Source organism: Bartonella sp. B12(2025), assembly GCF_053795135.1.
Map to the genome: position 1 here is coordinate 1,021,421 of NZ_CP200031.1, position 25,079 is coordinate 1,046,499.

Below are 25,079 nucleotides of genomic sequence, written 5' to 3' on the forward strand. Positions count from 1 at the left end.
AATACCCTGCCTGCTACAATAGCGCACGGATATTTGTTATAGGAAAAAAACATGCCAAAACGCACAGATATAAAATCTATTCTTATCATTGGAGCAGGGCCTATTATCATTGGTCAGGCATGTGAATTTGACTATTCAGGCACGCAGGCCTGTAAAGCGTTAAAAGAAGAAGGCTACCGAATTATTCTGGTGAATTCCAACCCTGCCACCATCATGACGGATCCAGATTTAGCTGATGCCACTTATATTGAACCTATCACTCCCGAAATAGTTGCAAAAATTATTGCTCATGAACGCCCTGATGCCCTTTTACCAACTATGGGAGGTCAAACAGCACTCAATACAGCCTTATCATTAAAGCGTATGGGGATTTTGGACCGCTACCATGTTGAAATGATAGGTGCCAATGCTGATGCTATAGATAAAGCCGAAGATCGCGCTTTATTTCGCCAGGCAATGGCAAAAATTGGTTTGGAAACACCGTGTTCTATCTTGGCCAATGCGACAGAACTTAAAGAAGAAAATCGCCGTCAGCACGCAAAAATACGCGATGAGCTTAAAGCAAAACTTTCCGGCGATGCGCTTGATCAAGCACTAGAAGAGCTTGAGCGCGATTGGCGACACACAGAAGCTGACCGCAAACAACATTATATCGCACATGCAACTGCAAAAGCAGTTCAAGCTCTTGATATTGTTGGTCTTCCAGCTATTATCCGTCCTTCATTCACCCTTGGTGGTACCGGCGGTGGAATTGCTTACAACCGCTCTGAATTTTATGAAATCATTGAACGAGGCCTTGAAGCTTCGCCTACAACGGAAGTGTTGATTGAAGAAAGTGTTTTGGGATGGAAAGAATATGAAATGGAAGTTGTTCGCGATAAGAACGACAACTGTATCATTGTTTGTTCCATTGAAAACATTGATCCTATGGGTATTCATACCGGCGATTCGATCACAGTAGCCCCTGCACTCACCTTAACCGATAAAGAATACCAATGTATGCGCAATGCTTCAATTGCTGTACTACGTGAAATTGGTGTTGAAACCGGTGGATCCAATGTACAGTTTGCTGTTAATCCTGAAAATGGCCGCCTCATTGTTATTGAAATGAACCCGCGTGTTTCCCGTTCTTCAGCACTTGCCTCAAAAGCAACAGGCTTTCCAATTGCCAAGATAGCGGCTAAATTAGCAATTGGCTATACGCTTGATGAATTAAAAAATGATATCACGGGCGGTGCAACACCAGCATCATTTGAACCTTCTATTGACTATATTGTTACCAAGATTCCTCGTTTTGCCTTCGAAAAATTTCCCGGTTCATCACCTGTCTTAACAACTGCGATGAAATCCGTAGGAGAAGTCATGGCAATAGGACGCACTTTTCAAGAATCGCTGCAAAAAGCGCTCCGTGGACTTGAAACAGGTCTTACCGGTCTTGATGAAATTGCAATCCCTGAACATGCTGAAGGTGATGAAAAGAGTGCTATACGCTCTGCCATTGCAATACCAAGCCCTAATCGTCTGCGCTACATTGCCCAAGCAATACGCACAGGTTTACCCTTAAATGAAATTCACCAAATCAGCAAAATTGATCCATGGTTTTTGGAACAAATAGCTTCCATTATTGAAATGGAACAGCGCATCCGCATCCATGGACTACCCCAAGACGCAGGCAATCTACGCATGTTAAAAGCTATGGGCTTTTCGGATGCCCGTTTAGCCACCCTTACAGAGCAAGAGCTCGATGATATCGCTGCTTTGCGCAAATCGCTTAATGTTAAGCACATTTTCAAACGGATTGACACTTGTGCAGCTGAATTTTTTTCACCTACAGCGTATATGTATTCAACATATGAAATTCCTTTTGCAGATGTAGAACATTCGGAAGCACAAGTTTCTGAACGCAAAAAAATTGCTATTTTAGGTGGGGGGCCAAACCGCATCGGACAAGGCATTGAATTTGACTATTGTTGCTGCCACGCTGCTTTTGCACTCCGTGATGCAAACTTTGAAGCTATTATGATTAACTGCAATCCTGAAACCGTCTCAACTGACTACGATACCTCTGATCGTCTTTATTTTGAACCTTTAACAACAGAAGATGTTATTGCTATTTTAGAAACAGAACAGAAAAAAGGCGAACTGGTCGGAGTCATTGTCCAATTTGGTGGGCAAACGCCACTGAAACTGGCAAGCGCACTAGAAAAACACAAAATCCCCATCTTAGGCACTTCACCTGATGCCATCGATTTAGCAGAAGACAGAGATCGCTTTCAAAAATTGTTGTTCAAACTTAACTTAACACAACCTAAAAACGGTATTGCCCATTCAATCGAACAAGCACGCCTCATCGCCCATGAACTAGGCTATCCATTGGTTGTACGCCCTTCTTATGTTTTAGGAGGACGTGCTATGCAAATTATCCGCGATGAGCGTGGTTTGCAAAATTATTTACTTGAGAATGTGCCTGAATTAGTACCAGAAGATATCAAAGCACGTTATCCAAACGATAAAGCAAGCCAAATCAATATATTGCTTGGTAAAAATCCACTTTTATTTGATACCTACCTGACAGAAGCGATTGAAGTTGATGTTGACTGTCTATCTGATGGAGAAGAAACATTAGTCGTTGGCATTATGGAGCATATTGAAGAAGCAGGGATCCATTCTGGCGATTCAGCATGTTCTTTACCAGTACGTACCCTTTCACACAAATTGGTAGCTGAATTAGAGCGTCAAACCAAAGCGTTAGCACAAGCACTTCATGTTCGTGGTTTAATGAATGTGCAATATGCTGTTAAAGATGACACGATCTATGTTTTAGAAGTTAACCCCCGTGCTTCACGTACTGTCCCATTTGTTGCAAAAACGATTGGTCGCCCTATTGCTAAAATGGCCACACGCATTATGACAGGAGAAACTCTCCACAATGCTATTCAAGCTTATGGTGGATTACCACTTCCACAGCACAAACAACGTATCGCTGTCAAAGAAGCCGTTTTTCCTTTTGCTCGTTTTCCAGGTGTCGATACACTTCTTGGGCCAGAAATGCGCTCAACCGGTGAAGTCATGGGACTTGATTATGAATTTGCTCTTGCTTTTGCTAAAGCCCAACTTGGAGCTGGTGTTGAACTCCCAAAAGAGGGAACTTTGTTCGTTTCTGTGAGAGATGAAGATAAAAAACGTATCTTAAATCCCGTAAAACTTTTGACTAAGCTTGGCTTTTCTGTTTTAGCAACAAGTGGAACACAAAAATTTCTTACCGAACATAATGTTGAGGCAAAAAAAATTAATAAAGTTCTAGAGGGGCATCCTCATATTGAAGATGCCATTCGTAATCGACAGATTCAATTGATTTTTAATACAACCAGCACTGCCAGTGCCATCTCAGACTCCAAGTCATTACGCCATGCAGCGCTCATGCAAAAAGTCCCCTATTATACAACAGTAGCTGGAGCCGAAGCTGTAGTGGAAGCTATTAAAGCACTCAACAAAAGTAATCTTGAAGTGCGCTCACTGCAAAGCTATTTCACTTGAATTTTTTGCTATGAGCAGAGTGGTATATTCTCTTTCAATCTTTTCTTTGTATAAAAATACAGATTCACACTTGCTTTTTATTCTGAAGACTTTTATATGGATATTATCGAACTTTTGGTTACGTGACTTTCTTTCCTGTGCGATCTGCGCTTTCGATGAAACTTCTCCCACCTAATTTCGATCTACAATTGTATTGGAGGCTTTTGGCTTCAATACACAATATAATTATATATTCTAAGGAGTTTCCTATGTCTACAGGAACAGTTAAGTGGTTTAACACAACAAAAGGTTTCGGATTCATTCAGCCTAGCGATGGTAGTGCAGATGTGTTTGTACACATTTCCGCCGTTGAACGTTCTGGTTTAAGCAACCTTAATGAAGGGCAAAAAATCTCTTATGACGTTCTTCAAGATCGTCGTTCTGGAAAATTTGCTGCTGGTAACCTTGCAGCGCTTTAATTTTTAAATTCTGCAATACACTATTTAAAAATCTTCGTCTTTACGGATGGGGATTTTTGTTTTTTATAAAACATAATTTACCTTTACAAAACAAGTCATCGGCTATCTATTTTGCACAATTGTCAAGATTCTCCTGCCCTTCCCCTAAGACTTTCACATTCTCCGAAAATGTCTCCCTTGTAAAAGTCTTAAAAAAACAATATAAAATCTATGTAAGAGTATTGCCGCAGTTTTTTATTGCATACAACACAATCTCTTATAGAATACTCTCAAATCAACAATCGTTTTCTTATATCATATAAGGGTTGAAATTATGGCTTTTATCGCCGAGAAGCTTTCCCGTATCAAGCCTTCTGCAACAATTTCTGTTTCCCAAAAAGCACGTAATTTAAAAGCATTAGGTCGAGATGTCATTGCTTTGAGCGCTGGAGAACCAGATTTTGATACACCAGACAATATCAAAAATGCTGCTATTGAAGCTATTCGACGTGGAGAAACAAAATACACACCCATATCTGGTATTCCAGAATTACGCCAGGCAATTTCTGCAAAGTTTAAAAGAGAGAATAATCTTCTTTATCAACCAGAGCAAATTATTGTTGGTACCGGTGGTAAACAGATCCTCTTTAATGCATTGATGGCAACTTTGAATAGAGGAGATGAAGTCATCATTCCCTCCCCCTATTGGGTCAGTTATCCGGAAATGGTTACCCTAAATGATGGTACGCCTATCTTTGTAGAAACCAAAGCCGAATTTTCATATAAACTTCAACCACAAGAGCTAGAAGCTGCCATTACCCACAAAACTAAGTGGTTCATTTTTAACTCTCCTTCAAATCCATCAGGCGCCGCTTACACGCATGATGAATTAAAAAAGCTAACGGATGTCTTAATAAAATATCCTCATATTTATATTCTCACAGATGATATATATGAACATCTAACATATGAAGGTTTTACCTTTGTCACTCCAGCTCAGGTAGAACCAGATCTTTACGACCGTACCCTCACAATGAACGGTGTTTCTAAAGCCTATGCCATGACGGGTTGGCGAATCGGTTATGCAGGTGGTCCACAAAAATTAATTAAAGCCATGGATACCATTCAAGGTCAGCAAACATCTGGTACAAGTTCTATTTCACAGTGGGCAGCCGTTGAAGCGCTCAATGGTCCACAAGATTTTATCGCTCAAAATAAAAGTATTTTCCAAACACGCCGTGACCTCGTCGTTTCCATGTTAAACCAAGCTCCTGGCATTAACTGTCCAACACCGGAAGGCGCTTTCTATGTTTATCCTTCTTGTACAGAACTCATTGGGAAAAAAACACCCGAAGGTAAAGTAATTTCTTGTGATGAAGACTTTGTAATAGCGCTTCTGGAAACAGAATCTGTTGCTGTAGTCCATGGATCTTCTTTTGGACTTGGACCAGCTTTCCGTGTTTCTTATGCAACGTCAGAAAAACTGCTTGAAGAAGCTTGCTTACGTATCCAGCGCTTTTGTAGTAATTTACTTTGAAAACTTTGAGCATCGTCTATTTTTACAGTTTTGTTTCTGGTTAGTCTACCTGAGAAACTTTCTGCCATTCGGTTATGACATAAATGAATGAATTCTGCAGAAAATGCTTATCAATGGAACTGGAGATATGTGCCAAGAACAGAATCAGAAAAATAAGTATCCTGTTCACACGGATAAAACACAGGGAATTTTAAAAATGATATTCTATAAAACACATCTCTCTCTTCTTTTCCCCACATTGAAGCGTGCACCATTAGCCATTTAAACTCTATGGTCAAGAAATGACTCTTTGCGGATTTTATAGTCATATTAAATCATTATCATCCAAAACGCTTTTACATGCTCATAAGGCTTATAGTTCTCAATTAAACTGGTGACGCTGAAAACTAGCAATTGTAAATACTATGGCTCTTAATCAAACCTTTTCTATTCCGCAATGGTCGTTATAATTCCAATATTTCTCAAGGCTCCTCATCACACCTTGATATGTCTAAAAAACTTTTTAAGTTTTTTTCTTATCATCTTCCAATACATCTGTATTTTAAAAGACTATTCCAAAAACTAAAAAAAAGCCGGGCAAATGCCCGGCAAATCTTGAAAATCCTCAGAGATAAAATCAATCTGGAGGATTCTCGTAAGGGAACGCTCAAGAAAATGCAATGGGAGGCAACATAATCAAGAGACGATATCTATATGTCATTTTATAAGAAAGAGTACAACAAAGACTTAAGCGTATCTGCTATGCAATAAACACATAGCTTAAAATACCACACCATTAAAAAGACCACTGACGAGCTTTTAAAAAAATATAATCTCGAAAAGCTTTCAGCTTTGCCAAATTCCTTAAAGCGTAAGGATAACAAAAAAAAGTATCAAAAGAAGGAATATCAACCATATCAGGAAAAAGGCGCACGAGTCGCTTATCATTATTCACGATATAATCAGGAAGCACAGCGATACCAAGATCATGCATAATCGCATTCTTGATTGAAATAATATTATTGATGCGTAGTACTGAAAGACGCAAAGATCCATTACTTCTCCCAGCCTTTTCCAACCAATTTAAACCAGACAAATAAAGAGGAACAGGCTCCCCGAATGAAATAATGCGGTGAACATCCAGCTCAGACAATGTTTCTGGTTTGCCATAATTTGCAATGTAATTTTCCGAAGCATAAACATGCATATGAATTGTAAATAATTTTCTTTGTATCAGATCAGGCTGCTGAGGCTGATGTAAACGAACAGCACAGTCTGCGTGACGCATGGTTAGGTCAAGTTCTTTATCATCAAACAAGAGCTGAACCCGCATATCTGGATAAAGACTAAAAAATTCGGGCATACGCTCTACAAGCCATCCTGCCCCCATTCCGAAGGTCGATGTAACACGCAAAATCCCTGTTGGTTTTTCATAGCTTTCGCTTAATTGCGAGCGTGCACTCTCAAGCTTCATCAACACATCATGCGTTGTACGATAAAGAATCTCACCCTGCTCCGTTAAAATTAATCCACGAGCATGACGATGAAACAATGACACGCCTACATCCAGCTCTAAAGCTGAAACCTGTCGTGAAATCGCTGATTGGGATAAATGAAGCTTTTGGGCTGCATGCGTAAAAGAGCCCGCTTCTGCCGCAGCATGAAAAACCCTTAACTTATCCCAATCCAACGGTGGCACCACGACTTTACCTCTATTTTTTTTACTTTTTCAATAAATTTTTATGCTTGCAGAGCTAAAAAACGTTCTGCTTCCAATGCTGCCATACATCCCCTTCCCGATGCTGTTACAGCTTGGCGGAATGTTTCATCTGTTACATCACCTGCAGCAAAAACACCAGCAACGCTTGTTGCCGTTGAATCCGGCTCTGTCCATAAATAACCGCCTCGTTTTTGTTTTAGTTGTCCTTCAAACAAAGAAACAGCAGGATCGTGCCCAATAGCAATAAATATTCCCTCTGCATTTACCTTAGTTTCTTGACCGGTTTTAACATTTTTGAGACGTGCACCTGTTACAACGGCTCCTCTTGAATCCTGAGCTGGCAAACCAACAATTTCTTCTACAACATGATCCCAAATAACATGTACATTATCACAAGAAAGCAATCTATCTTGCAAAATTTTCTCCGCCCGAAAACAATCCCGCCGATGAACAACGCTTACACTCCTCGCCAAATGCGATAAATAAAGAGCTTCTTCAACGGCTGTATTTCCGCCTCCCACAACAATGACATCCTTATCACGATAAAAAAAGCCATCACATGTAGCGCAAGCAGAAACACCACCACCCATAAAGGTCTGTTCACTTTCTAAACCCAACCAGCGCGCCTGGGCTCCCGTTGCAATAATCAGCGCATCACAAGAATATTGCGTTCCCGAATCTCCATATAAGACAAAAGGGTACTGCAATAGATTAACTTTTGTAATACTATCATAGACAATTTTTGTACCCATATTTTCGGCTTGTTTTGCCATTTGCTCCATCAACCACGGTCCTTGAATTGGATCTGCAAAACCTGGATAGTTTTCAACATCAGTTGTAACCGTCAACTGTCCGCCCTGCTGCAATCCAGTCACCAAAACTGGTTTGAGCATTGCTCTCGCCGCATAGATCGCCGCTGTATAACCAGCTGGACCAGAGCCAATAATAAGCAGACGAATATGCGATTGTACCATGGAATTCCCTTCACTTTGTTTACTTAATTATTCTATAAATTATAACGAAATGCAGCCTTTAAAAAACATTTTTCAAAAGCCTAAATTATGGTGTATATGTATTTCTTTTTAAATTTTGTAAAAGGTTCAATTATCAACTCATCAAGGCATGCTTAATATAGAAATTCATCTTTATCTTATAAAGAGAAAAACGTAAATTCTTATGAGAACAAAACCGTAACAAAAATAGATACTAAAGATAGGGAACTGTCATTTTTCAATTTATTATCAATGTGTGTGCACGTTTTGCGTTAATTATGGGGGGAGCAATGTTTCTGCCAATTCTTATGGATTTGCACGACAGCAACCGTAATTGGATAACCTTCCTCTACTCTTGCGCCATAACCACCATGTTAGCAACGCTGATTCTTTTAGCCACTAGGGGTGCTACTTGTCGTTTTTCAGCACGGCTTGGCTTTATGCTCACGGTTTGTCTTTGGCTAACAGGAAGCATCGTGGGCGCCTTACCTCTTTATCTTTCTCCTCTCCCAATTTCTCTAGCAGGAGCAATCTTTGAATCTGTCTCTGGAATTACAACCACAGGCTCCACAGTACTCACTGGTCTTGACAATTTATCACGAAGTATTTTGTTATGGCGTTCTATCATATGCTGGATTGGAGGCATTGGCTTTATTGGTTTAGCCTTATTGCTCTTACCTTCACTCCGTGTTGGTGGAGTGCGACTTTTTCATATGGAATCGTCAGATAAATCTGAAAAAATATTACCCCGCATCAACCAAATTGCTAACGGAATTATCGTAGCTTATGTTGGACTAACACTGGCTTGTATGCTCTCCTATTTTGCCTCGGGCATGAGCTTATTTGATGCCATCAATCACGCAATGAGCACGATAGCGACAGCTGGATTTTCTACTCACGACGCCTCTTTTGGATATTTTTCTGATAAACCAGCCATCTTGATTATTTCAACAATCTTCATGTTGCTCTCCGCTTTACCCTTCGTGCTTTATGTTAAATTGGTGATTCCTGGCCATTCCAAACGCTTCATTGATCCGCAAGTGATTGTTTTTTTCCATATTGTTCTTCTCTTTAGCTTTGCTTTAGCAGCATGGTTACAATTTCATGATCATCGTGCTTTCCACTTGGTTTTTCTTGATGTAATTTTCCACCTTGCATCCATCATTAGTACCACTGGTTATAGCGCCGAAGATTATCAACTTTGGGGACCTTTCGCGCTTGGAATTTTCTTCATTGTTTCTTTTACAGGTGGATGTGCTGGTTCTACCTCTGGTGGAATGAAAATCAATCGCTTAATTATCCTTTGGCGTATTACACAAACAAATATAGAAAAACTTCTTTCTCCTAATGTCATAGTAAAGGCCCGCTACGATCACTCAAACATATCTAGCGATGTTGCTAAAGCAGTTTTATTTTTTGTATGTCTTTATATGTTCTGTCTTCTCATCGGTAGTGCGCTTTTGCTCACAACCGGTCTTGATTTTACTTCTGCCTTCACGGGCGTCTTAACCGCGCTTTCAAATATCGGTCCAGGTTTTGGAAACATTATAGGCCCTGCTGGCAACTTCTCTACAATCAATGATAATGCTTTATGGGTTTTAAGTTTTCTAATGCTGGCTGGCCGTCTCGAAATTGTAACTATATTCGTACTTTTTATTCCCGCTTTTTGGCGTAAATAATTTTAATGCATGGCATTTAATTTTGTAATGATAAGAAATTTACAAGATAAACAATGTAATCAATAAAATTTAATCTCCATTCAATTGATGGAAAAACTTTTAAAGAGCCTCAAATGAGTGATTGTATCATCTGATACAAAGCTTTCCAAAAAATGCAAACCTGCACTCCCCTTTTTGGATGCATCGATTGTTTGAAATAGATACAACACATCAAGAACCATCACGTATCACTCAAGAGCTTTCACATAAAACAAGGTCTTATAACACTCTACCTTATTGGCCTTCCTCATCCTCATCAAAGAAGAAATGGATTCATACAACATCTTAAGATATCTTACCAATGATCTCTGATTGAAAAAAGCATATATGATTTCTGGTAAAAATGTTTCTTCTAGATCAGCAAAATAAAGCTCAATCGCTTTAGTTAAAGAGCTATTACATCCCCTATTTTCCCTCCATCACCAATTCTTTAAAAATTCTCACATCATTCATTACTACAGCTGTTTATGATGCCATTGCTTCCAACAGTGTCAACACGAAACCTTCCAAACGAGAAGGTATCACAAAAATGACAAATGACGACGCCACAAAGGTAATTCAAGCCTCTCACCAAAAACAATGAGATCATTCAAAACGGCTTTAGCAATCTTCCAGCATAATTTTTTTTCAAAATTACAATGCCGTTCTGTAGTACGATCAACGATACGTGCTATCCACTCACAAGAAAGAGATAATAATTCTATCATTGTATCCACAAGCAAATCAGTACCCTTTAAGTAGCGTAACACCCAAAACACGCCATAGCATATTTTCCCGGAATCCCTAATGTAGAAGCGTAATAATCAATAATTTTCAGTAGTAAAAACGCATAACATCTACCCCATGCACGATAACCTAATAAGGCACTTTTAGATAAGCTCCCATAAATACACTGGCAGCAATAGCCATATCCATACGGTGAATCAATTACTTAGTAAAAGGCTTATGAGGATGTTGAGAAGCCAATGTAAAGTAAGTTTAAGTTTCATTCAAAACATCACGCGAAAAGACCGCATAGAGCATCTCATACGCCGTATTGTGCCGTGCATGCCTAATGCTAAACGGCTTCTCTCTTTGGCTTTTCAAAAGTCTGAAAAGGTTCTTAAAGGCAAGAGCAGACAAGTTTCGCGGCAATCCGAGCCAAAAGTTGGAGATGCGTATACCCCTCTTCCCAGTGCAGTGGAATGAAGCTGAATAAACACAGATATTACTCCTGATAAGCACTTTTTTAAGTGAGGAGTAATAATCTCAGTTTCTTCCAAAAATACATGCATAACCGCTTAGATGTACTGAACCTTAATAATTTCGTAATTATGCGCACCACCTGGTGCATTCACTTCAATCACATCACCTTCTTGCTTTCCAATGAGTGCACGTGCGATGGGTGAGGAAATAGAGATTTTACCAGTCTTTACGTCAGCTTCTTGATCACCAACGATCTGATAAACCTTCTTCTCTTCAGTATCCTCATCCAAAAGCTTGATAGTGGCTCCAAATTTAATTTTGTCACCTGAAAGACGCGAGACATTAATAACTTCCGCCCGCGCAATGTAATCTTCAAGCTCATTTATACGCCCTTCATTATGACTTTGTGCCTCTTTAGCGGCGTGATATTCGGCATTTTCTGACAAATCACCATGCGCACGCGCCTCAGAAATTGCTTCAATAATTCGTGGGCGTTCCTGCTGTTGACGCCAACGTAACTCTTCTTTAAGACTTTCAAAACCAGCTGTAGTCATCGGAACTTTTTCCATAGTCTGTCCCTTTCTGTTACACTGAAGGTTTAATAAAAATACAAAAAACGGCTTCCAAAATTACTTTTGGAACCCGAAAATCATAATCTTTCTTATTATATAGTACAGCATTTCTGTTTTCCATATAAAAATAAAAAAGGAAATAAAGCATGCATCAACTGTGTTTAAACCATTTGATATTTTGTGTGGCGCCTAAAGTGTCAAACTTCACTCCCACCGTTAAAAATTTTAAAGAAGAAATAATTGTATTTTTTTCTGTTTTATCATAACCTAGTGAAAGAGACTTTGTATAAAGAGAGAAGGAAGGAAAGTCTTTAAAGGAATCCTCTGTAGAAAAATGAAAAAATTAGTAGTTTTTTTGATGTTTAGCTCTTCCTTTTTAGCCACAACAGTATCCGGAGCTACAAGTGCTTTTGTCACAAGAAATCTTAATTTTAGAACAGGACCAAGCATTCAGTACGCACTTCGTGGTTTAATCCCCGCAGGAGAATTGGTATTTGTTCAAAGCTGTAAAGGGAACTGGTGTCACATCGAATATAACGCCAAAACAGGTTGGGTATCATCTCGTTATCTCTCATTTAAAGATGGAAATATCCTTTATCGTACATACACCATATTTTCAGCAACAAATCACGGTGCGTACGATCATTCTCCATAACAGCCATGTAATATTATAACAAATGCCCGATTAAACATAATCATAGTGCAAACGAAATAGTAGACATGAAAAATTACAAATGTCATCACCACTTAAACACCAAAGGAAACACCTCAGAGAGTTAATCAGATACCTTATGAATATCCATTAAGCCTGAATAAAACTGCTAAGTAACACTTTGCTATTATCGCGATAAAGCTGTAAAAATTGGTATTTCCTTTAAAATCACAAGTACTTTTACCAAAGGACGCAACAATGAAAAATGGTTTCACAGCAACAGTGGAAGCCCTTTCTGCACTCATTGCCTCAGGAAATCCTCTTTTTAAGAACGGAGCATTATGGACACCTCACCGCCCTGTTCGTCCTGAAAAATCTGAAGGTGGCGTTCCATTTCAACTTAAAACATCCTTTGAACCTGCGGGAGATCAACCTAAAGCAATCAAAACTCTGGTTGAAGGGATTGAAAAAAATGAACGTACCCAAGTCCTGTTAGGTATTACCGGCTCAGGAAAAACTTACACAATGGCCAAAATCATTGAGAAAACACAGCGTCCTGCTCTAATCTTAGCACCAAATAAAACTCTAGCGGCACAGCTTTACGGAGAATTTAAAGGCTTTTTTCCCCACAATGCTGTTGAATATTTTGTTTCTTATTACGACTATTATCAACCAGAAGCCTATGTTGCACGCTCTGACACCTATATTGAAAAAGAATCTTCTATTAATGAACAAATAGATCGTATGCGCCATGCTGCGACACGTGCTGTACTTGAACGTGATGATGTTATTATCGTTGCGTCTGTATCTTGTATCTACGGAATTGGTTCCGTAGAAACCTATACAGCCATGACGTTCCAAATAGCAAAAGGTGACAAACTCGATCAACGCCAACTCCTGAGTGATTTAGTTGCACAACACTATCACCGACAAGACCTCAATTTCATTCGTGGCTCCTTTCGTGTCCGAGGAGATACAATTGAAATTTTTCCTGCCCACCTTGAAGACCGTGCATGGCGTATTTCGCTTTTTGGTGATGAAGTAGAAACAATTACTGAATTTGACCCTCTAACGGGAAAAAAAACAGACGACCTTCAATCTATTAAGATTTATGCTAATTCACACTACGTAACACCACGGCCAACATTAAATCAAGCAATGAAGTCAATCAAAAAGGAACTCGTCCAACGCCTCGATGAATTAAACGCAGCTGGACGTCTTTTAGAGGCACAGCGTTTAGAGCAACGTACAATTTTTGATTTAGAAATGCTAGAAACAACTGGCTCATGCCCTGGGATTGAAAATTATTCACGCTATTTAACAGGAAGAAAGCCTGGTGAACCACCACCAACCTTGTTCGAATATATTCCAAACAATGCTCTCGTTTTTATCGATGAAAGCCATGTAACCATTCCCCAAATTGGTGGCATGTACCGAGGTGACTTTCGACGAAAAGCTACTCTAGCGGAATATGGATTTCGTCTACCCTCCTGTATGGATAATCGTCCTTTACGTTTTGAAGAATGGGATGCCATGCGCCCGCAAACTATCGCTGTTTCTGCAACACCTGGTCGCTGGGAAATAGAACAATCTCATGGCACTTTTGCTGAACAAATTATTCGCCCAACAGGGCTCATTGACCCAGAGACAGAAGTACGCCCAGCATGCACTCAAGTCGATGATGTTGTAAACGAAATTCGTAAAACAATTCAAAAAGGCTACCGTACATTGATAACCGTCCTAACCAAGCGTATGGCCGAAGATTTAACAGAATATCTCCACGAACAAGGTATTCGTGTACGTTATATGCACTCTGACAATGATACATTAGAACGTATTGAAATTCTTCGCGATCTGCGGCTTGGTGCCTTTGATGTCTTAATCGGGATCAACCTGCTTCGAGAGGGTTTAGATATTCCAGAGTGCGGTTTTGTTGCCATTCTAGATGCCGATAAAGAGGGCTTTTTGCGCTCCGAAACCTCGCTTGTGCAAACAATCGGACGTGCTGCACGCAACGTAGATGGACGAGTCATCCTTTATGCCGATACAATTACCGGCTCCATAGAACGAGCTTTACAAGAAACACAAAGACGCAGACAAAAACAGATAGCCTACAATGAAGAGCACCATATCACACCAACCACTATCAAAAAAAATATCGACGATATTCTCAACTCAGGGTGTAAAAATTACCATACTCACACAAATATTCCTGATGCTATCATGCAAAATAATATGCTTGGCAACAATTTAGCACTTCATATTCAATATCTCGAAAAATCAATGCGTGAAGCAGCAGCTGATCTTAACTTTGAAGAAGCAGCGCGACTTCGTGATGAAATCAAACAATTACAGAAAATAGAACTAGAAATCGCAGATGATCCCTTAACACATCATAACGAACAGTTCATCCATGAGCCCATGATACAATCAAATCTTGGGATCAAGCCAGATTTTGATAACGCAGATCCAGCCATGGATACTAGCATTTTAGAAAAACGAAAAGTAAAAAGAAAATCTCACGGAAATACTCTTAAAAACGATAAGAAAACAAAAAAACTCTATCCAATCGATAACCAAAAACCCTTTAACCGTTCAAAATAAATCTTGATAAGATGAACAGTAAAGTGTACCATTTCATAAAATGAATACCCTAAACCTCAAGATGCTTCAAATGAGCTAAAAAACAATATTAAGAAAGAAGCTATTACGAGAAAACGCCTCTAAACTCTAAACCAAAAAAAATGAATAAAGGGTATGTCTTCCATATATCAAAAACTATCCACATAGTGATACACTGCATAGCCAAACTTTTATAATCAGCCTCTTTACGAAGCAATTAAACAAAACAGTACTTTTATAAACCATAACAGGTAAAGTAAGGCTTTATCATAATACTATAAACCTATGATGAGAGTTATACCCATTGCTTACTCCCCTGTAGTTCATATTTTAAATCTTATGAGACAAAGAAATGCCAAAATATTATCCTATAGTGACTTTGATTATTATGACAAAGGCAAGTAGCTATAAATACTAGTTTTATAAGCTAATCTGAATAAAGAGTGTAACTTTGAAAGCAACCCTTTATTACGGTTTTGGCCTGTGTTTTTATAATTTTTTCTCAACCAAATGCTTTTTTGTTCGTTATCAAAATAAAATCCAAAATCGTTCAGATTATATTCAGTTTAGTGCGTATAAAATGTGAACAATAAGAATTTACATAAGGAGTGTCGCCATGAAAAATTTTGCTAAGTTAGCGGTATTATCAGCAATGTCAACGGCAACTATTTTGGTTCCACTAGGCACAGCATTTGCGGATACAACATTCATCCATGAAATCTATAATAGAAGTATTACGAAGGGAATAAGGAGTGATTTTCCTTCTCACAGTTTAAACATCCGTTCTGATAATCATCCCCGCCATCATGCTGAGCATCAAAGGCGAGAGCGTAACCATTATCATATTGAACGCAAAACACATAAATATATCGAACGCGAGACAAAAACACACCGCCATATACATCAACATCATGTGAATCGCAATGGCTCAGGGGATGCATTAGCAGCGGGCATTATCGGTCTTGCCGCTGGTACAATTCTCGGCAATGCTTTAAAGCAGCCAGAACAGCCACAAATTGTCTATCAAGCCATACCACAGCGCCAAGTAGTATATCAAGAAGTTCCACAAAGTCAGGTAATTTATGAAGTTCAGTCAACGACAACATATAAGCCAATCCAACAGACAAGTACAACTGACTGGCTTCAATATTGCAGAAAAAAATACCGCTCATTTAACCCAAATACAGGTACTTTTCGAGGCAATGACGGATTGGAACACTTTTGTTATGCCCCATTAAATTAACTTCCGTTACACTCTTCTAAAACAGTTTTAAGCGACAAGAAAAAACACCTCAAAGTGTTTTTTTGCGCAGTTATCTGTTAAACTTTTGAAGAAAGGGATTGTGCTGGCGTTCATAACCTAAGTGGCTTCCTGAACCGTGCCCACAGATAAAACGAACGTCATCGCCTAAAGGTAAAACCTTTTCCTTAAGAGATTTCATTAATTCTTCATGAGAACAGAAGGGGAGATCTGTGCGTCCAATAGAACCACGAAAAAGTACATCACCCAATAAAGCGAAGCGTTCTTTTTCATTGAAATAAATAACATGACCAGGAGAATGTCCTGGTGTATGAAAAACTTTGAATATATGTCCAGCAAAATGAACGCTATCGCCGTCTTCTAACCATTGGTCAGGGATGCAGACGCGCGCATCAGTAATGCCGTAGCTTATTGCACTCTCGCTTACAGCATCCATCACAGGCTTATCGTCGCAGTGTGAACCGATAATTTTAACATCAAGTGCCTCTTTAGCTTGCATCGCTGCTCCCACGTGATCAAAATGACCATGCGTTATCCAAATAGCTTCAATGGTAACACCCTTTTCCCGGATCACTTCTTGAACTCGAAGCCAATCGCCACCAGGATCAACTAAAACCCCCACTTTTCGTTCATTATCAAAAAGCAAAGTGCAATTTTGTCGAAAAGGTGTGACTGGAATAATATGTATACTAAAATGACCCATGATATCCTTTTCAAAAGTAAAACTTTTCCAAGCTTATAAATAACATTTTCTTTCTCTTTATAGAGTAAAATAACCTGCTCGATAGCTTTATGCAACTTATGTAAACTTAATTTTATAGAAACTAAGTTTTTGTCAAGGTTTTAAAGAATAGCCGATCATGTTCAAGTTTTGTGTGACCGACTCCTCACCTTCTTGTGATTGATGATGATGCCTGTATTCGCAATCTCTGAGTTCAAATTCTCATTAAAAATGGATTTAGCATTTCAGTCGCAGCCAATGTCGATAAAACAAGACGGCAGCTTATAAACTTAGCCTTTGATCTCCTTATAGTGTCTGCCATAACGCCCAACAAAAACGGTATTGATCTCACCTATTCACTCCGTCACATAAAGGATGTTCTCACTCTCATACTCACAGCTTTGTCGGAAACAAACAATCTATCCCATGACTTATAAGCAAGCACTGATAACTATCTTGCTAAGCCGTCTGACCCTCGTGAGCTTTCATTTCGCATCAACGCCATTTTATGACGTGGCTTTCTAACCAACCTAAAATCGAGCAGATAATTTTTGAACTATATATTTTCAATTGCACAGCGTGAGCACAAAATATGCTAAATACATTTTATTACGCCAACACTGTCAAACTGATAGCCATATCCCAACAAGAATCTTTCATTATGACGATTGATGATAATGAACCTGGAATTCATAAAAATAGGCATACAGAAATATTCAAGCCATTTTTTAGAACTCAATAAAACACGAAAAAAATGCAAGCAAAACGAAACTTGGCTTTTCTATTGCCCAAGATATAGTATTGTAGCCATGGAGACAACATTCAACTCGGTGACACCCTATTGGGGGAATTTCACACTATTATCGATATTCCCCTATGAGCAATATTTCACAAATCATCTCTAAGAAAAAACGCTAAACAAATTTAACGATTTAGGCATTCCCTACAGTTTCGAACAAAGTATATTGCAGTGCCCTGTCAGCGCTTTCTCCAGACCAAGCAACCATCTGAAATGCAACATAATAGCTTTCACAGACTTTAAGCGCGTATATTAACAATGCTTCAACCTGTACATGAGATGGATGCACCCCACCAGCCAGAAGAAGCCCCTGCCGATAAATAACCGAATTATTCCCTTGCCAATAATCAAAATGTCCCAGCAACAGTTTTTCATTAATTGCCAGCAATAAACGATGCATTTCTGCCATTCGAGAACTTTCAATAGAAAAATCAAATGCACAAGCTAAATGAAGTGCCTCCTGCTCTTCCATCCATGAAAATGAAAGACGATAATTCGTCCGTTTCCCTTCCACACAAACACTAATTTCATCTTGTGCATCCCGCTCGAACGACCAATCATATTTACAGGCAATCTGTTCAATAAAGTCAACAGGATGCTCTTCTCTTTCTGTGGCGCAAAATGCAAGCCTCATCATAACCCTCAATCACATTAAAACATTGTCAACAAAATACAAACCGCCTAAACCGTAACAACATTTGCTACAATCACAGCCTTTACAACAAACAAATACACATTAAAAACATCAACAGTACACCGTACCCAGAACCCAATAATGCGTCCTGCGGCAGCCTGATAATAATAAAACGAATCATCAAGTCTTTTCAGTGTATTGATACAATTTCACAGTACTAGCCCCCTGATTCAAAAAAAATCAAAAATAAACGGATAATCTGCTCTAACAGACTCAGGATTAAGCATTTTTTAGCTTCATGCATCACATTGAAAAATTGGGGATATTTTTTCTAAGACTTCATTTCTTTACAGAAACTACCTTATTTTTTTGTGCTCGCGTTTTTTCTAAATTATCAAGACGTTTTTTCAAATCAGCATTGTCAGCATGTAATTTCAGCACCATCTCCTTAAAGACTTCAAATTCTTCACGTAAAACAAGATCAAGATTGTTGACTATTTTTTCAGCTTGCAAACGAAAAGCTGTTCCAGCTTCACGTCGTATACCTTGTGCAACGTCAGCAGCATCTGTTGCTAATTTTGCTAATTCATCAAGAATGCGGTTTGATCCATTATGCATAACGTTTTTCCTTAAATTTTAATTATTGACGCATGCACTATAGCGTATTTTCATAACATTTAGATACTGCATTTGTTCCTTTTACCCTATTATAGATTTTATCGTATCATGCAGATTTTTCTTTGATCTTTTTATGCTCCTTTTACCACCATAAACTTTCGCTACTATAAACTAGTGGAAACTCATCCCCCTTCTGACTTGACCATTGTGCATTCATCTGTCATTTCTGGATATTATGTAATCTTAAATGTGAAATGCTCAACTCATGAACAATCTTTCTTGTCCAGCCATTGCTTTTCCATCTTTTATTGATCCCGTAATTATCCACTTAGGCCCCGTAGCTCTTCATTGGTACGGACTTGGCTACGTAGTGGGCATTCTTTTTGCTTGGTGGTATGCACAAAAATTATTAAAAAAACAAACCCTATGGTACACAAATCACCCTCCTATGGATGAAAAGAAGATAGGGGATTTTGTTGTCTGGTCTGCCATCAGTATTGTTATTGGTGGTCGTTTAGGACAAGTGCTTGTATGGGATCCCATTTATTACTTTAGCCATCCAAACGCCATCATCGCAGTATGGGATGGAGGGATGTCTTTTCATGGCGGACTCATTGGTATCACCATTGCAATGATCTGGTTTGCCCATAAAAACGATATCAACATACGAGCAATGTTTGATATAATTGCTGCAGGTGCCCCTATTGGTATCGGCATTGTACGAATATGCAACTTCATTAACCAAGAACTATGGGGCAATATTACCACAGTACCTTGGGCAGTTTGCTTTCCCCTAGATCCTTACCATCTACCACGCCATCCAAGCCAACTTTACGAAGCATTCATGGAAGGATTTCTTCTCTTCATTATCTTATTTATTATTATTTTTGCTTTCAAAGCATTAAAACGCTCCGGCACCGTAGCAGGAACATTTATTATAGGCTATGCAATAGCACGCAGTATTTCAGAACTTTACCGTGCTCCTCAAGAAGATCCAGAATGGTTTTCTGCCCTTTTTCATTCTACTGGATTTACCTATGGCATGGCCTTATCTCTTCCCATGCTTTTTGTGGGTATTTTTTTCCTTCTTCAGGCCTTCAAACATAAATCTATAGAACATGGCGACCCTCAAAGAAAAAATTAGAGAAATTATTGCGCTCACTGGACCAATCACTGTCAGTCAATATATGACGTTGGCACTTACAGATCCCCAATTTGGCTATTATCAAACACAAACGCCCTTTGGGCGCTCTGGCGATTTCATAACAGCGCCTGAAGTAAGTCAATTATTTGGAGAGATAATTGGAATTTGGGTCCTCGCAAGCTGGAAAGCCCAAGATTGTCCTCACCCCTTCATTCTCGCTGAAATAGGTCCAGGACGTGGAACTCTCATGGATGATATTTTGCGTACCATTAAAAAATTATCCACAACAGCATTTAATGCTGCTGAAATTTTTCTTGTTGAAATAAGTCAACAGCTCGCAAAAGAACAAAAAAAGCGTCTTTTCTCTTATCAAAAACAAATCTACAGCATTGAAAGTTTTGATCAAATCCCCTCAAAACCTCTCTTCTTAATTGCCAATGAGCTCTTCGATGCACTCCCCATCAACCAATATATTAAAGTCAATGGAGAGTGGAGAGAACGCCGCATTACAATGAATCAAGATGGAGATTTCGTATTTATTGCTACCCCACATAAACTTCCCTCTTCTTGCTTACAATCCTGTTATTCTGAAATACCTGATGGAACAATTTTTGAACATGCACCCTCACGGCATCAATTAATGCAAAAAGTCAGTGACCATTTAGTACAAATGAAAGGTTCTGCCTTGCTTATCGATTATGGCGCCTCTGATCTTGCATTTGGTGATACACTGCAAGCACTCTCAAAACACAAATTCCGCAATATTTTTGACGCTCCCGGCGAACATGATTTAACATCACATGTTGGTTTTTCTTTTTTAAAGAAAATAGCCATTGAACAAGGTTGTTTTGCTGAAATACTAGAACAAGGAGATTTTCTTTTAAAAATGGGGCTACTGGAGCGCGCAAAACAGCTTGGAGCCGATAAAAGTGCTACATTACAAAACAAAATCTACCACGACATCGAACGACTCGCTGGTCCAGATCAAATGGGAAAATTGTTTAAAGTCTTGCATGTAAGTGATAAAAATATACCTTTGCCTCCTAGATTTTGATTACCAACAATAATGCTCATTGACAAATACGAGCATTTCACACACCATTTTCGCTTTGAAAATAACTATCCATATAAGAAACTTTTATGAATCCTATTCCTGTTCCCATCTTTGCAAAAGATCTTTCTGCTTTACACACACATGGGATAAAACATGGATTTTTTACACGTCAAGGCGGTGTTTCAAAAAACCTTTATCAAAGCCTTAATGTTGGCCAAAGTTCAAATGATCAGCCTGAACATATTGTACAAAATCGTATTTTGATCGCCAATTATTTTGATGTTGAGGTGCAAAATTTAGTCACTGTCAATCAAATACACTCCTGTGACGTTGTTGTGGTGAATCAAGCTATTATCGATGCACCCCCTAAAGCTGATGCTCTCGTTACAACCACACAAGGACTCGTAATCGGCATTCTTACAGCAGATTGTGGACCAATTCTGTTTGCTGATCCACAAGAAGGCGTCATCGCTGCAACACATGCTGGCTGGCGCGGAAGCTTAAATGGAATTGTGGAGAAAACAATTTCTGTTATGGAAGAACAAGGAGCAAAAAGACAATCAATAACAGCAGTCCTTGGACCTTGTATTGGCCCTTGTCACTACGAAGTAACAAGCGAATTTTACAACCAATTTATTGATTACCATAGTAAGTTCCAAAAATACTTTTTAAAAACAGATAAACTAAATCACTTTCGCTTTAACCTATGGACGTTCATTATGGATCAACTAAAAGAAGCAGGAGTTCATGCTTCTTGTGTGAATCTTTGTACCTATAACAATGAACAGTCCTTTTTCTCCTATCGCCGTGCAATACACCGCAATGAACCTGATTATGGACGACAAATTTCTGCTATTGTGCTGAAAAATAAAAAATAAGTTCCTTTTTGCCAAAAGAGAATACAAAAACTGCAAAACAAAATTTTTTTCCTAAATGAAAAATGAGTTCTCTTATACTATATTTTTGTATCGAAAAATGATCTATTCATTCACAGAATATGAATGCTTTGATTATTATTTTTTTTGATATTTGGTTGTGATAGCTAATAAGAGAAGTTTTTTTAACATGGCTCCCCTTCATTCATTTCACACATAAAACATTGCTCATATTGAAGCTGTTCTTTGTATAAAATAATACAAAAAGCTCAATCAATCATGTGTGTTTTTCCCCACAGCTAAAAACTTTGTTCTAAAAATAAAAAAAGTCTCATAAAAAAGGAAAACTTATACCTCATTTAACGATGATAGATAAAATTCTAATACTTTAGTAATTGTTTCCTTGCAATTTAAGAGTAAAAAGTTAAAAGACGTGTCACATTTTATCGTGATTACTCAGAGGGACTATTATGAAACTTTTCTGCGGCAATTCTAATCCACGCCTTGCTGAAGATGTTGCAAACTATTTAAATATTCCTTTAGGAAAAGCAACCGTCAAACGCTTTGCTGATCAAGAAATTTTCGTAGAATTACATGAAAATGTACGCGGGCAAGATGTGTTTGTTTTGCAATCCACATCCTATCCCGCAAATGATCATTTGATGGAATTGCTCATCATGATTGATGCTCTTCGTCGTTCTTCAGCGCGTCGTATCACAGCTGTAATACCCTATTTTGGTTACGCCCGCCAAGACCGTAAACCTGGACCACGCACCCCCATTTCCGCAAAACTTGTTGCCAACCTGATTACTGAAGCAGGAGCTCATCGCGTTTTAACATTGGATCTTCATGCAGGACAAATTCAAGGTTTTTTTGATATTCCAACGGATAACCTTTACGCTGTTCCAGTTATTTCTCGCGATGTTAAAATGCACTACTCCCTTGAAAATGTTATTGTTGTTTCACCTGATGTCGGTGGTGTTGTACGCGCACGCTCCTTAGCCAAGCGTTTGAACAGTTTGCTGGCTATTGTGGATAAACGTCGCGAACGTCCCGGTGAATCAGAGGTTATGAATATCATTGGAGATGTATCTGGAAAAGATTGTCTTTTGCTTGATGATATTGTTGATTCAGGTGGAACGCTATGCAATGCAGCGAGTGCTCTACTTAAACATGGAGCCAATAGCGTCACAGCTTACATCACACACGGTGTTCTTTCTGGAAATGCTATCAAACGCATTACCAACTCAGAAATGAAAGAATTGGTTATTACGGATTCAATTATGCCAACAGAAGAGATTGAAAAAGCACATAATATTCGTGTTTTGCCAATTTCCGACCTCATTGGAGAAGCAATTGCAAGAACAGCAGCAGAACAATCTGTCTCGAGTTTATTCGCTTAAAACTGGTTCCTTGGGATCTCCTAATGCTGTTTCTACACCAAGGTCAGGGAGAGCTATGACACGTTGACCACTAAAATGTGTATGAATAATAATGAGTCCGCGCTCTTCAAAGTAGGTTAAAAGCCGGCGTGCACGACTTAAAGAATGAGTCCCATAAAGACGTGCCAAAAACGCATCTGATGGGCACGGTTTTCCAGTTAATGCAGCCTGTGCCACATTCAAAAAAACACCTTGAACGTCATCTTCCAAACTTTCCGATATATGTAAAATACGTTTCCAATCTTCACTTACAGCGGTTTCTTCATCAACACAAGCTTGAGCAATAGCTAGTTTACGCCGAAATTGTGAAAGATTTAAAAGATCTCCTGATATACCATGAATACGGCAACGAACCAAGAAATCTTGATAAAGCACCGCTGTTGAACGATAGAAGGCCTCAGGATCATCAAGAATTTCCCGAATAACACGTTCTGCTTGGATATCGCAATCGACGACAGAAAGTTCAGGAAATAAACTTGGTTTTTCTTCCAGTAACTTTTGCTTTTTATGCACAGCTTCTTCTAACATCTCATGAATTGATTTTTCTCTTACAGGCTCTCGTGATTGTTTAAATGAAATTAAAGTTTCCTCTGATGAAGCAGTAAAAACGAGTTCTTTTACATCAGCCCGCTCTGTTGGAAGTGGCATTAATTTTGGACTAGCAGAACGTGCTAATGTTTCAACAGGGCCAATGACGATAGGTAAGGAGCGTCGTGATAAAGCGGGCCCTAAGGCTATAAAATGACCGCGCTCAAGATCTCTAAACATTTCTGCTTGGCGACGCTCCATTCCCAAAAGATCAGCAGCGCGCACCATATCAATATCTAAGAAAGTCCGTCCCATTAAAAAATTTGACGCTTCAGCAGCTACGTTTTTGGCAAGCTTAGCCAAACGCTGTGTAGCAATGACACCAGCAAGACCACGTTTGCGCCCTCGACACATAAGATTGGTCATAGCACTAAGCGAAGTCTTACGCGCTTCATCAGAAACTTCTCCTGCCGCAGCTGGAGCAAATAATTGTGCTTCATCAACCACGACGAGCACAGGATACCAATAATCACGTTCCACATCAAACAGTGCACCAAGAAATGCACCTACAGCGCGCATCTGTTGTTCAGTATCCAAACCTTCAAGGTTAAACACCACTGAAACCCGATGTTGGCGAATTCGATGGGCAATACGCGTCAGTTCTTTTTCACTCCGTTGAGCCTCAACGATAACATGACCAAATTTATCTGCCAAAGTTATAAAATCACCCTCTGGATCAATTACACAGTGTTGTACCCATGAAGCACTTTGTTCAAGAAGACGTCGAAGAAGATGTGATTTTCCTGAACCGGAATTGCCTTGCACAAGAAGACGCGTCGCCAATAATTCTTCAAGATCAACGAATGCCGGCACCGATTGACGCAAAGCACAACATTCTGCCATCTCACCCAAAGCGATCTCAACCTTCATAACATCTCCAGTATTTGATTTTGAATATATCGGCTAGTATTTGTTTACTCTCCATCCAAACCATGCTTGTAACATTTCCTCTTTCTTAACGATAGAAATCATCGATTTTTCCCACAACTCTT

General features: G+C 39.0%; 20 protein-coding genes and 2 pseudogenes. 14 read left to right on the forward strand and 8 right to left on the reverse strand.

The genetic code is table 11. The features are described from left to right. Window positions 1–51: 51 nt before the first annotated feature. The 3 genes from carB to V3564_RS04485 all read left to right on the forward strand — a co-directional run bounded on the left by carB (window position 52) and on the right by V3564_RS04485 (window position 5,511). Window positions 52–3,537, forward strand: coding sequence for a carbamoyl-phosphate synthase large subunit (gene carB / locus V3564_RS04475; protein WP_455480402.1), 3,486 nt, complete (start codon window positions 52–54; stop codon window positions 3,535–3,537). 248 nt (window positions 3,538–3,785) lie between these two features. After that, window positions 3,786–3,995 (forward strand): cold-shock protein, encoded by a 210-nt coding sequence (locus V3564_RS04480; protein ID WP_100128310.1) that lies wholly within the window; start codon window positions 3,786–3,788, stop codon window positions 3,993–3,995. Between the two features lie 313 nt (window positions 3,996–4,308). Next, window positions 4,309–5,511, forward strand: coding sequence for a pyridoxal phosphate-dependent aminotransferase (locus V3564_RS04485; RefSeq protein WP_455480403.1), 1,203 nt, complete (start codon window positions 4,309–4,311; stop codon window positions 5,509–5,511). Between the two features lie 775 nt (window positions 5,512–6,286). On the opposite strand, the gene V3564_RS04490 is transcribed toward V3564_RS04485, so the two are convergent. Both V3564_RS04490 and trxB read right to left on the reverse strand, forming a co-directional pair. Then, entirely contained in the window at window positions 6,287–7,192 is a 906-nt protein-coding gene (locus V3564_RS04490; protein WP_455480404.1) for a LysR family transcriptional regulator, read from the reverse strand. Window positions 7,193–7,230: 38 nt separating this feature from the next. Beyond that, a complete protein-coding gene (gene trxB / locus V3564_RS04495; RefSeq protein ID WP_455480405.1) occupies window positions 7,231–8,184 on the reverse strand; it encodes a thioredoxin-disulfide reductase in 954 nt (317 codons plus the stop codon). Between the two features lie 308 nt (window positions 8,185–8,492). Here trxB and V3564_RS04500 point away from each other — a divergent pair, with 308 nt between their 5' ends. Then, complete coding sequence (locus V3564_RS04500) at window positions 8,493–9,881, forward strand: TrkH family potassium uptake protein (RefSeq protein ID WP_455480406.1); 1,389 nt, start codon at window positions 8,493–8,495, stop codon at window positions 9,879–9,881. Between the two features lie 560 nt (window positions 9,882–10,441). On the opposite strand, the gene V3564_RS04505 is transcribed toward V3564_RS04500, so the two are convergent. Further along, the gene (locus tag V3564_RS04505) at window positions 10,442–10,669 is read right to left on the reverse strand and encodes a hypothetical protein (RefSeq protein WP_455480407.1); all 228 of its coding nucleotides are present in this window, start codon (window positions 10,667–10,669) and stop codon (window positions 10,442–10,444) included. A 202-nt stretch (window positions 10,670–10,871) separates the two neighbouring features. Between V3564_RS04505 and V3564_RS04510 the strand changes: the two genes are divergently transcribed. Next, window positions 10,872–11,108 (forward strand): hypothetical protein, encoded by a 237-nt coding sequence (locus tag V3564_RS04510; RefSeq protein ID WP_455480408.1) that lies wholly within the window; start codon window positions 10,872–10,874, stop codon window positions 11,106–11,108. A 92-nt stretch (window positions 11,109–11,200) separates the two neighbouring features. Here V3564_RS04510 and greA read toward each other — a convergent pair whose 3' ends face one another. After that, the gene (greA, locus tag V3564_RS04515) at window positions 11,201–11,674 is read right to left on the reverse strand and encodes a transcription elongation factor GreA (RefSeq protein ID WP_006590195.1); all 474 of its coding nucleotides are present in this window, start codon (window positions 11,672–11,674) and stop codon (window positions 11,201–11,203) included. 337 nt (window positions 11,675–12,011) lie between these two features. Between greA and V3564_RS04520 the strand changes: the two genes are divergently transcribed. The 3 genes from V3564_RS04520 (at window position 12,012) to V3564_RS04530 (ending at window position 16,194) form a co-directional block, all read left to right on the forward strand. Continuing rightward, window positions 12,012–12,332 carry an SH3 domain-containing protein gene (locus V3564_RS04520; RefSeq protein ID WP_455480409.1) on the forward strand — a complete coding sequence of 107 codons (321 nt, stop codon included), beginning with the start codon at window positions 12,012–12,014 and terminating at the stop codon, window positions 12,330–12,332. Window positions 12,333–12,587: 255 nt separating this feature from the next. Beyond that, complete coding sequence (gene uvrB, locus V3564_RS04525; RefSeq protein WP_455480410.1) at window positions 12,588–14,933, forward strand: excinuclease ABC subunit UvrB; 2,346 nt, start codon at window positions 12,588–12,590, stop codon at window positions 14,931–14,933. A 634-nt stretch (window positions 14,934–15,567) separates the two neighbouring features. Next, the gene (locus V3564_RS04530) at window positions 15,568–16,194 is read left to right on the forward strand and encodes a BA14K family protein (protein WP_455480411.1); all 627 of its coding nucleotides are present in this window, start codon (window positions 15,568–15,570) and stop codon (window positions 16,192–16,194) included. A gap of 70 nt (window positions 16,195–16,264) precedes the next feature. Here V3564_RS04530 and V3564_RS04535 read toward each other — a convergent pair whose 3' ends face one another. Next, window positions 16,265–16,915 carry an MBL fold metallo-hydrolase gene (locus V3564_RS04535; protein ID WP_455480412.1) on the reverse strand — a complete coding sequence of 217 codons (651 nt, stop codon included), beginning with the start codon at window positions 16,913–16,915 and terminating at the stop codon, window positions 16,265–16,267. Window positions 16,916–17,062: 147 nt separating this feature from the next. On the opposite strand from V3564_RS04535, the pseudogene V3564_RS04540 reads away from it, so the two are divergent. Both V3564_RS04540 and V3564_RS04545 read left to right on the forward strand, forming a co-directional pair. Continuing rightward, window positions 17,063–17,523: pseudogene (locus tag V3564_RS04540) on the forward strand (response regulator); the annotation flags it as partial. An 8-nt stretch (window positions 17,524–17,531) separates the two neighbouring features. After that, window positions 17,532–17,813: pseudogene (locus V3564_RS04545) on the forward strand (ATP-binding protein); the annotation flags it as partial. A 52-nt stretch (window positions 17,814–17,865) separates the two neighbouring features. Here V3564_RS04545 and V3564_RS04550 read toward each other — a convergent pair. Together V3564_RS04550 and V3564_RS04555 are read right to left on the reverse strand one after the other, a co-directional pair. Continuing rightward, window positions 17,866–18,366 (reverse strand): YbjN domain-containing protein, encoded by a 501-nt coding sequence (locus tag V3564_RS04550; RefSeq protein WP_455481457.1) that lies wholly within the window; start codon window positions 18,364–18,366, stop codon window positions 17,866–17,868. A gap of 339 nt (window positions 18,367–18,705) precedes the next feature. Beyond that, entirely contained in the window at window positions 18,706–18,984 is a 279-nt protein-coding gene (locus tag V3564_RS04555; RefSeq protein ID WP_455480413.1) for an accessory factor UbiK family protein, read from the reverse strand. Window positions 18,985–19,249: 265 nt separating this feature from the next. Between V3564_RS04555 and lgt the strand changes: the two genes are divergently transcribed. The 4 genes from lgt to V3564_RS04575 all read left to right on the forward strand — a co-directional run bounded on the left by lgt (window position 19,250) and on the right by V3564_RS04575 (window position 23,460). Then, complete coding sequence (gene lgt, locus V3564_RS04560; protein WP_455480414.1) at window positions 19,250–20,128, forward strand: prolipoprotein diacylglyceryl transferase; 879 nt, start codon at window positions 19,250–19,252, stop codon at window positions 20,126–20,128. Then, window positions 20,103–21,182: a class I SAM-dependent methyltransferase gene (locus V3564_RS04565; protein WP_455480415.1), complete on the forward strand. Its 1,080-nt coding sequence runs from the start codon at window positions 20,103–20,105 to the stop codon at window positions 21,180–21,182. The genes lgt and V3564_RS04565 overlap by 26 nt, the downstream gene beginning before the upstream one ends. Before the next feature lie 86 nt (window positions 21,183–21,268). Next, entirely contained in the window at window positions 21,269–22,060 is a 792-nt protein-coding gene (pgeF, locus tag V3564_RS04570; protein ID WP_455480416.1) for a peptidoglycan editing factor PgeF, read from the forward strand. 467 nt (window positions 22,061–22,527) lie between these two features. Continuing rightward, entirely contained in the window at window positions 22,528–23,460 is a 933-nt protein-coding gene (locus V3564_RS04575; protein ID WP_455480417.1) for a ribose-phosphate pyrophosphokinase, read from the forward strand. Here the strand turns inward: V3564_RS04575 and V3564_RS04580 are convergent. Beyond that, on the reverse strand, window positions 23,449–24,957 hold the full coding sequence (locus V3564_RS04580; protein ID WP_455480418.1) for a helicase HerA domain-containing protein: 1,509 nt from the start codon (window positions 24,955–24,957) through the stop codon (window positions 23,449–23,451). The genes V3564_RS04575 and V3564_RS04580 overlap by 12 nt on opposite strands. Window positions 24,958–25,079: the final 122 nt, after the last annotated feature.

What these genes read in the sequence shown, in the direction of transcription:
- trxB (WP_455480405.1), bottom strand. Translation starts at nt 8,184, where the DNA reads ATGGTACAATCGCATATTCGTCTGCTTATTATTGGCTCTGGTCCAGCT.
- V3564_RS04510 (WP_455480408.1), top strand. Translation starts at nt 10,872, where the DNA reads ATGTTGAGAAGCCAATGTAAAGTAAGTTTAAGTTTCATTCAAAACATC.
- V3564_RS04530 (WP_455480411.1), top strand. Translation starts at nt 15,568, where the DNA reads ATGAAAAATTTTGCTAAGTTAGCGGTATTATCAGCAATGTCAACGGCA.
- V3564_RS04500 (WP_455480406.1), top strand. Translation starts at nt 8,493, where the DNA reads ATGTTTCTGCCAATTCTTATGGATTTGCACGACAGCAACCGTAATTGG.
- V3564_RS04480 (WP_100128310.1), top strand. Translation starts at nt 3,786, where the DNA reads ATGTCTACAGGAACAGTTAAGTGGTTTAACACAACAAAAGGTTTCGGA.
- V3564_RS04575 (WP_455480417.1), top strand. Translation starts at nt 22,528, where the DNA reads ATGAAACTTTTCTGCGGCAATTCTAATCCACGCCTTGCTGAAGATGTT.
- V3564_RS04565 (WP_455480415.1), top strand. Translation starts at nt 20,103, where the DNA reads ATGGCGACCCTCAAAGAAAAAATTAGAGAAATTATTGCGCTCACTGGA.
- V3564_RS04550 (WP_455481457.1), bottom strand. Translation starts at nt 18,366, where the DNA reads ATGAGGCTTGCATTTTGCGCCACAGAAAGAGAAGAGCATCCTGTTGAC.
- V3564_RS04535 (WP_455480412.1), bottom strand. Translation starts at nt 16,915, where the DNA reads ATGGGTCATTTTAGTATACATATTATTCCAGTCACACCTTTTCGACAA.
- V3564_RS04555 (WP_455480413.1), bottom strand. Translation starts at nt 18,984, where the DNA reads ATGCATAATGGATCAAACCGCATTCTTGATGAATTAGCAAAATTAGCA.
- pgeF (WP_455480416.1), top strand. Translation starts at nt 21,269, where the DNA reads ATGAATCCTATTCCTGTTCCCATCTTTGCAAAAGATCTTTCTGCTTTA.
- V3564_RS04580 (WP_455480418.1), bottom strand. Translation starts at nt 24,957, where the DNA reads ATGAAGGTTGAGATCGCTTTGGGTGAGATGGCAGAATGTTGTGCTTTG.
- greA (WP_006590195.1), bottom strand. Translation starts at nt 11,674, where the DNA reads ATGGAAAAAGTTCCGATGACTACAGCTGGTTTTGAAAGTCTTAAAGAA.
- carB (WP_455480402.1), top strand. Translation starts at nt 52, where the DNA reads ATGCCAAAACGCACAGATATAAAATCTATTCTTATCATTGGAGCAGGG.
- V3564_RS04485 (WP_455480403.1), top strand. Translation starts at nt 4,309, where the DNA reads ATGGCTTTTATCGCCGAGAAGCTTTCCCGTATCAAGCCTTCTGCAACA.
- V3564_RS04520 (WP_455480409.1), top strand. Translation starts at nt 12,012, where the DNA reads ATGAAAAAATTAGTAGTTTTTTTGATGTTTAGCTCTTCCTTTTTAGCC.
- uvrB (WP_455480410.1), top strand. Translation starts at nt 12,588, where the DNA reads ATGAAAAATGGTTTCACAGCAACAGTGGAAGCCCTTTCTGCACTCATT.
- lgt (WP_455480414.1), top strand. Translation starts at nt 19,250, where the DNA reads ATGAACAATCTTTCTTGTCCAGCCATTGCTTTTCCATCTTTTATTGAT.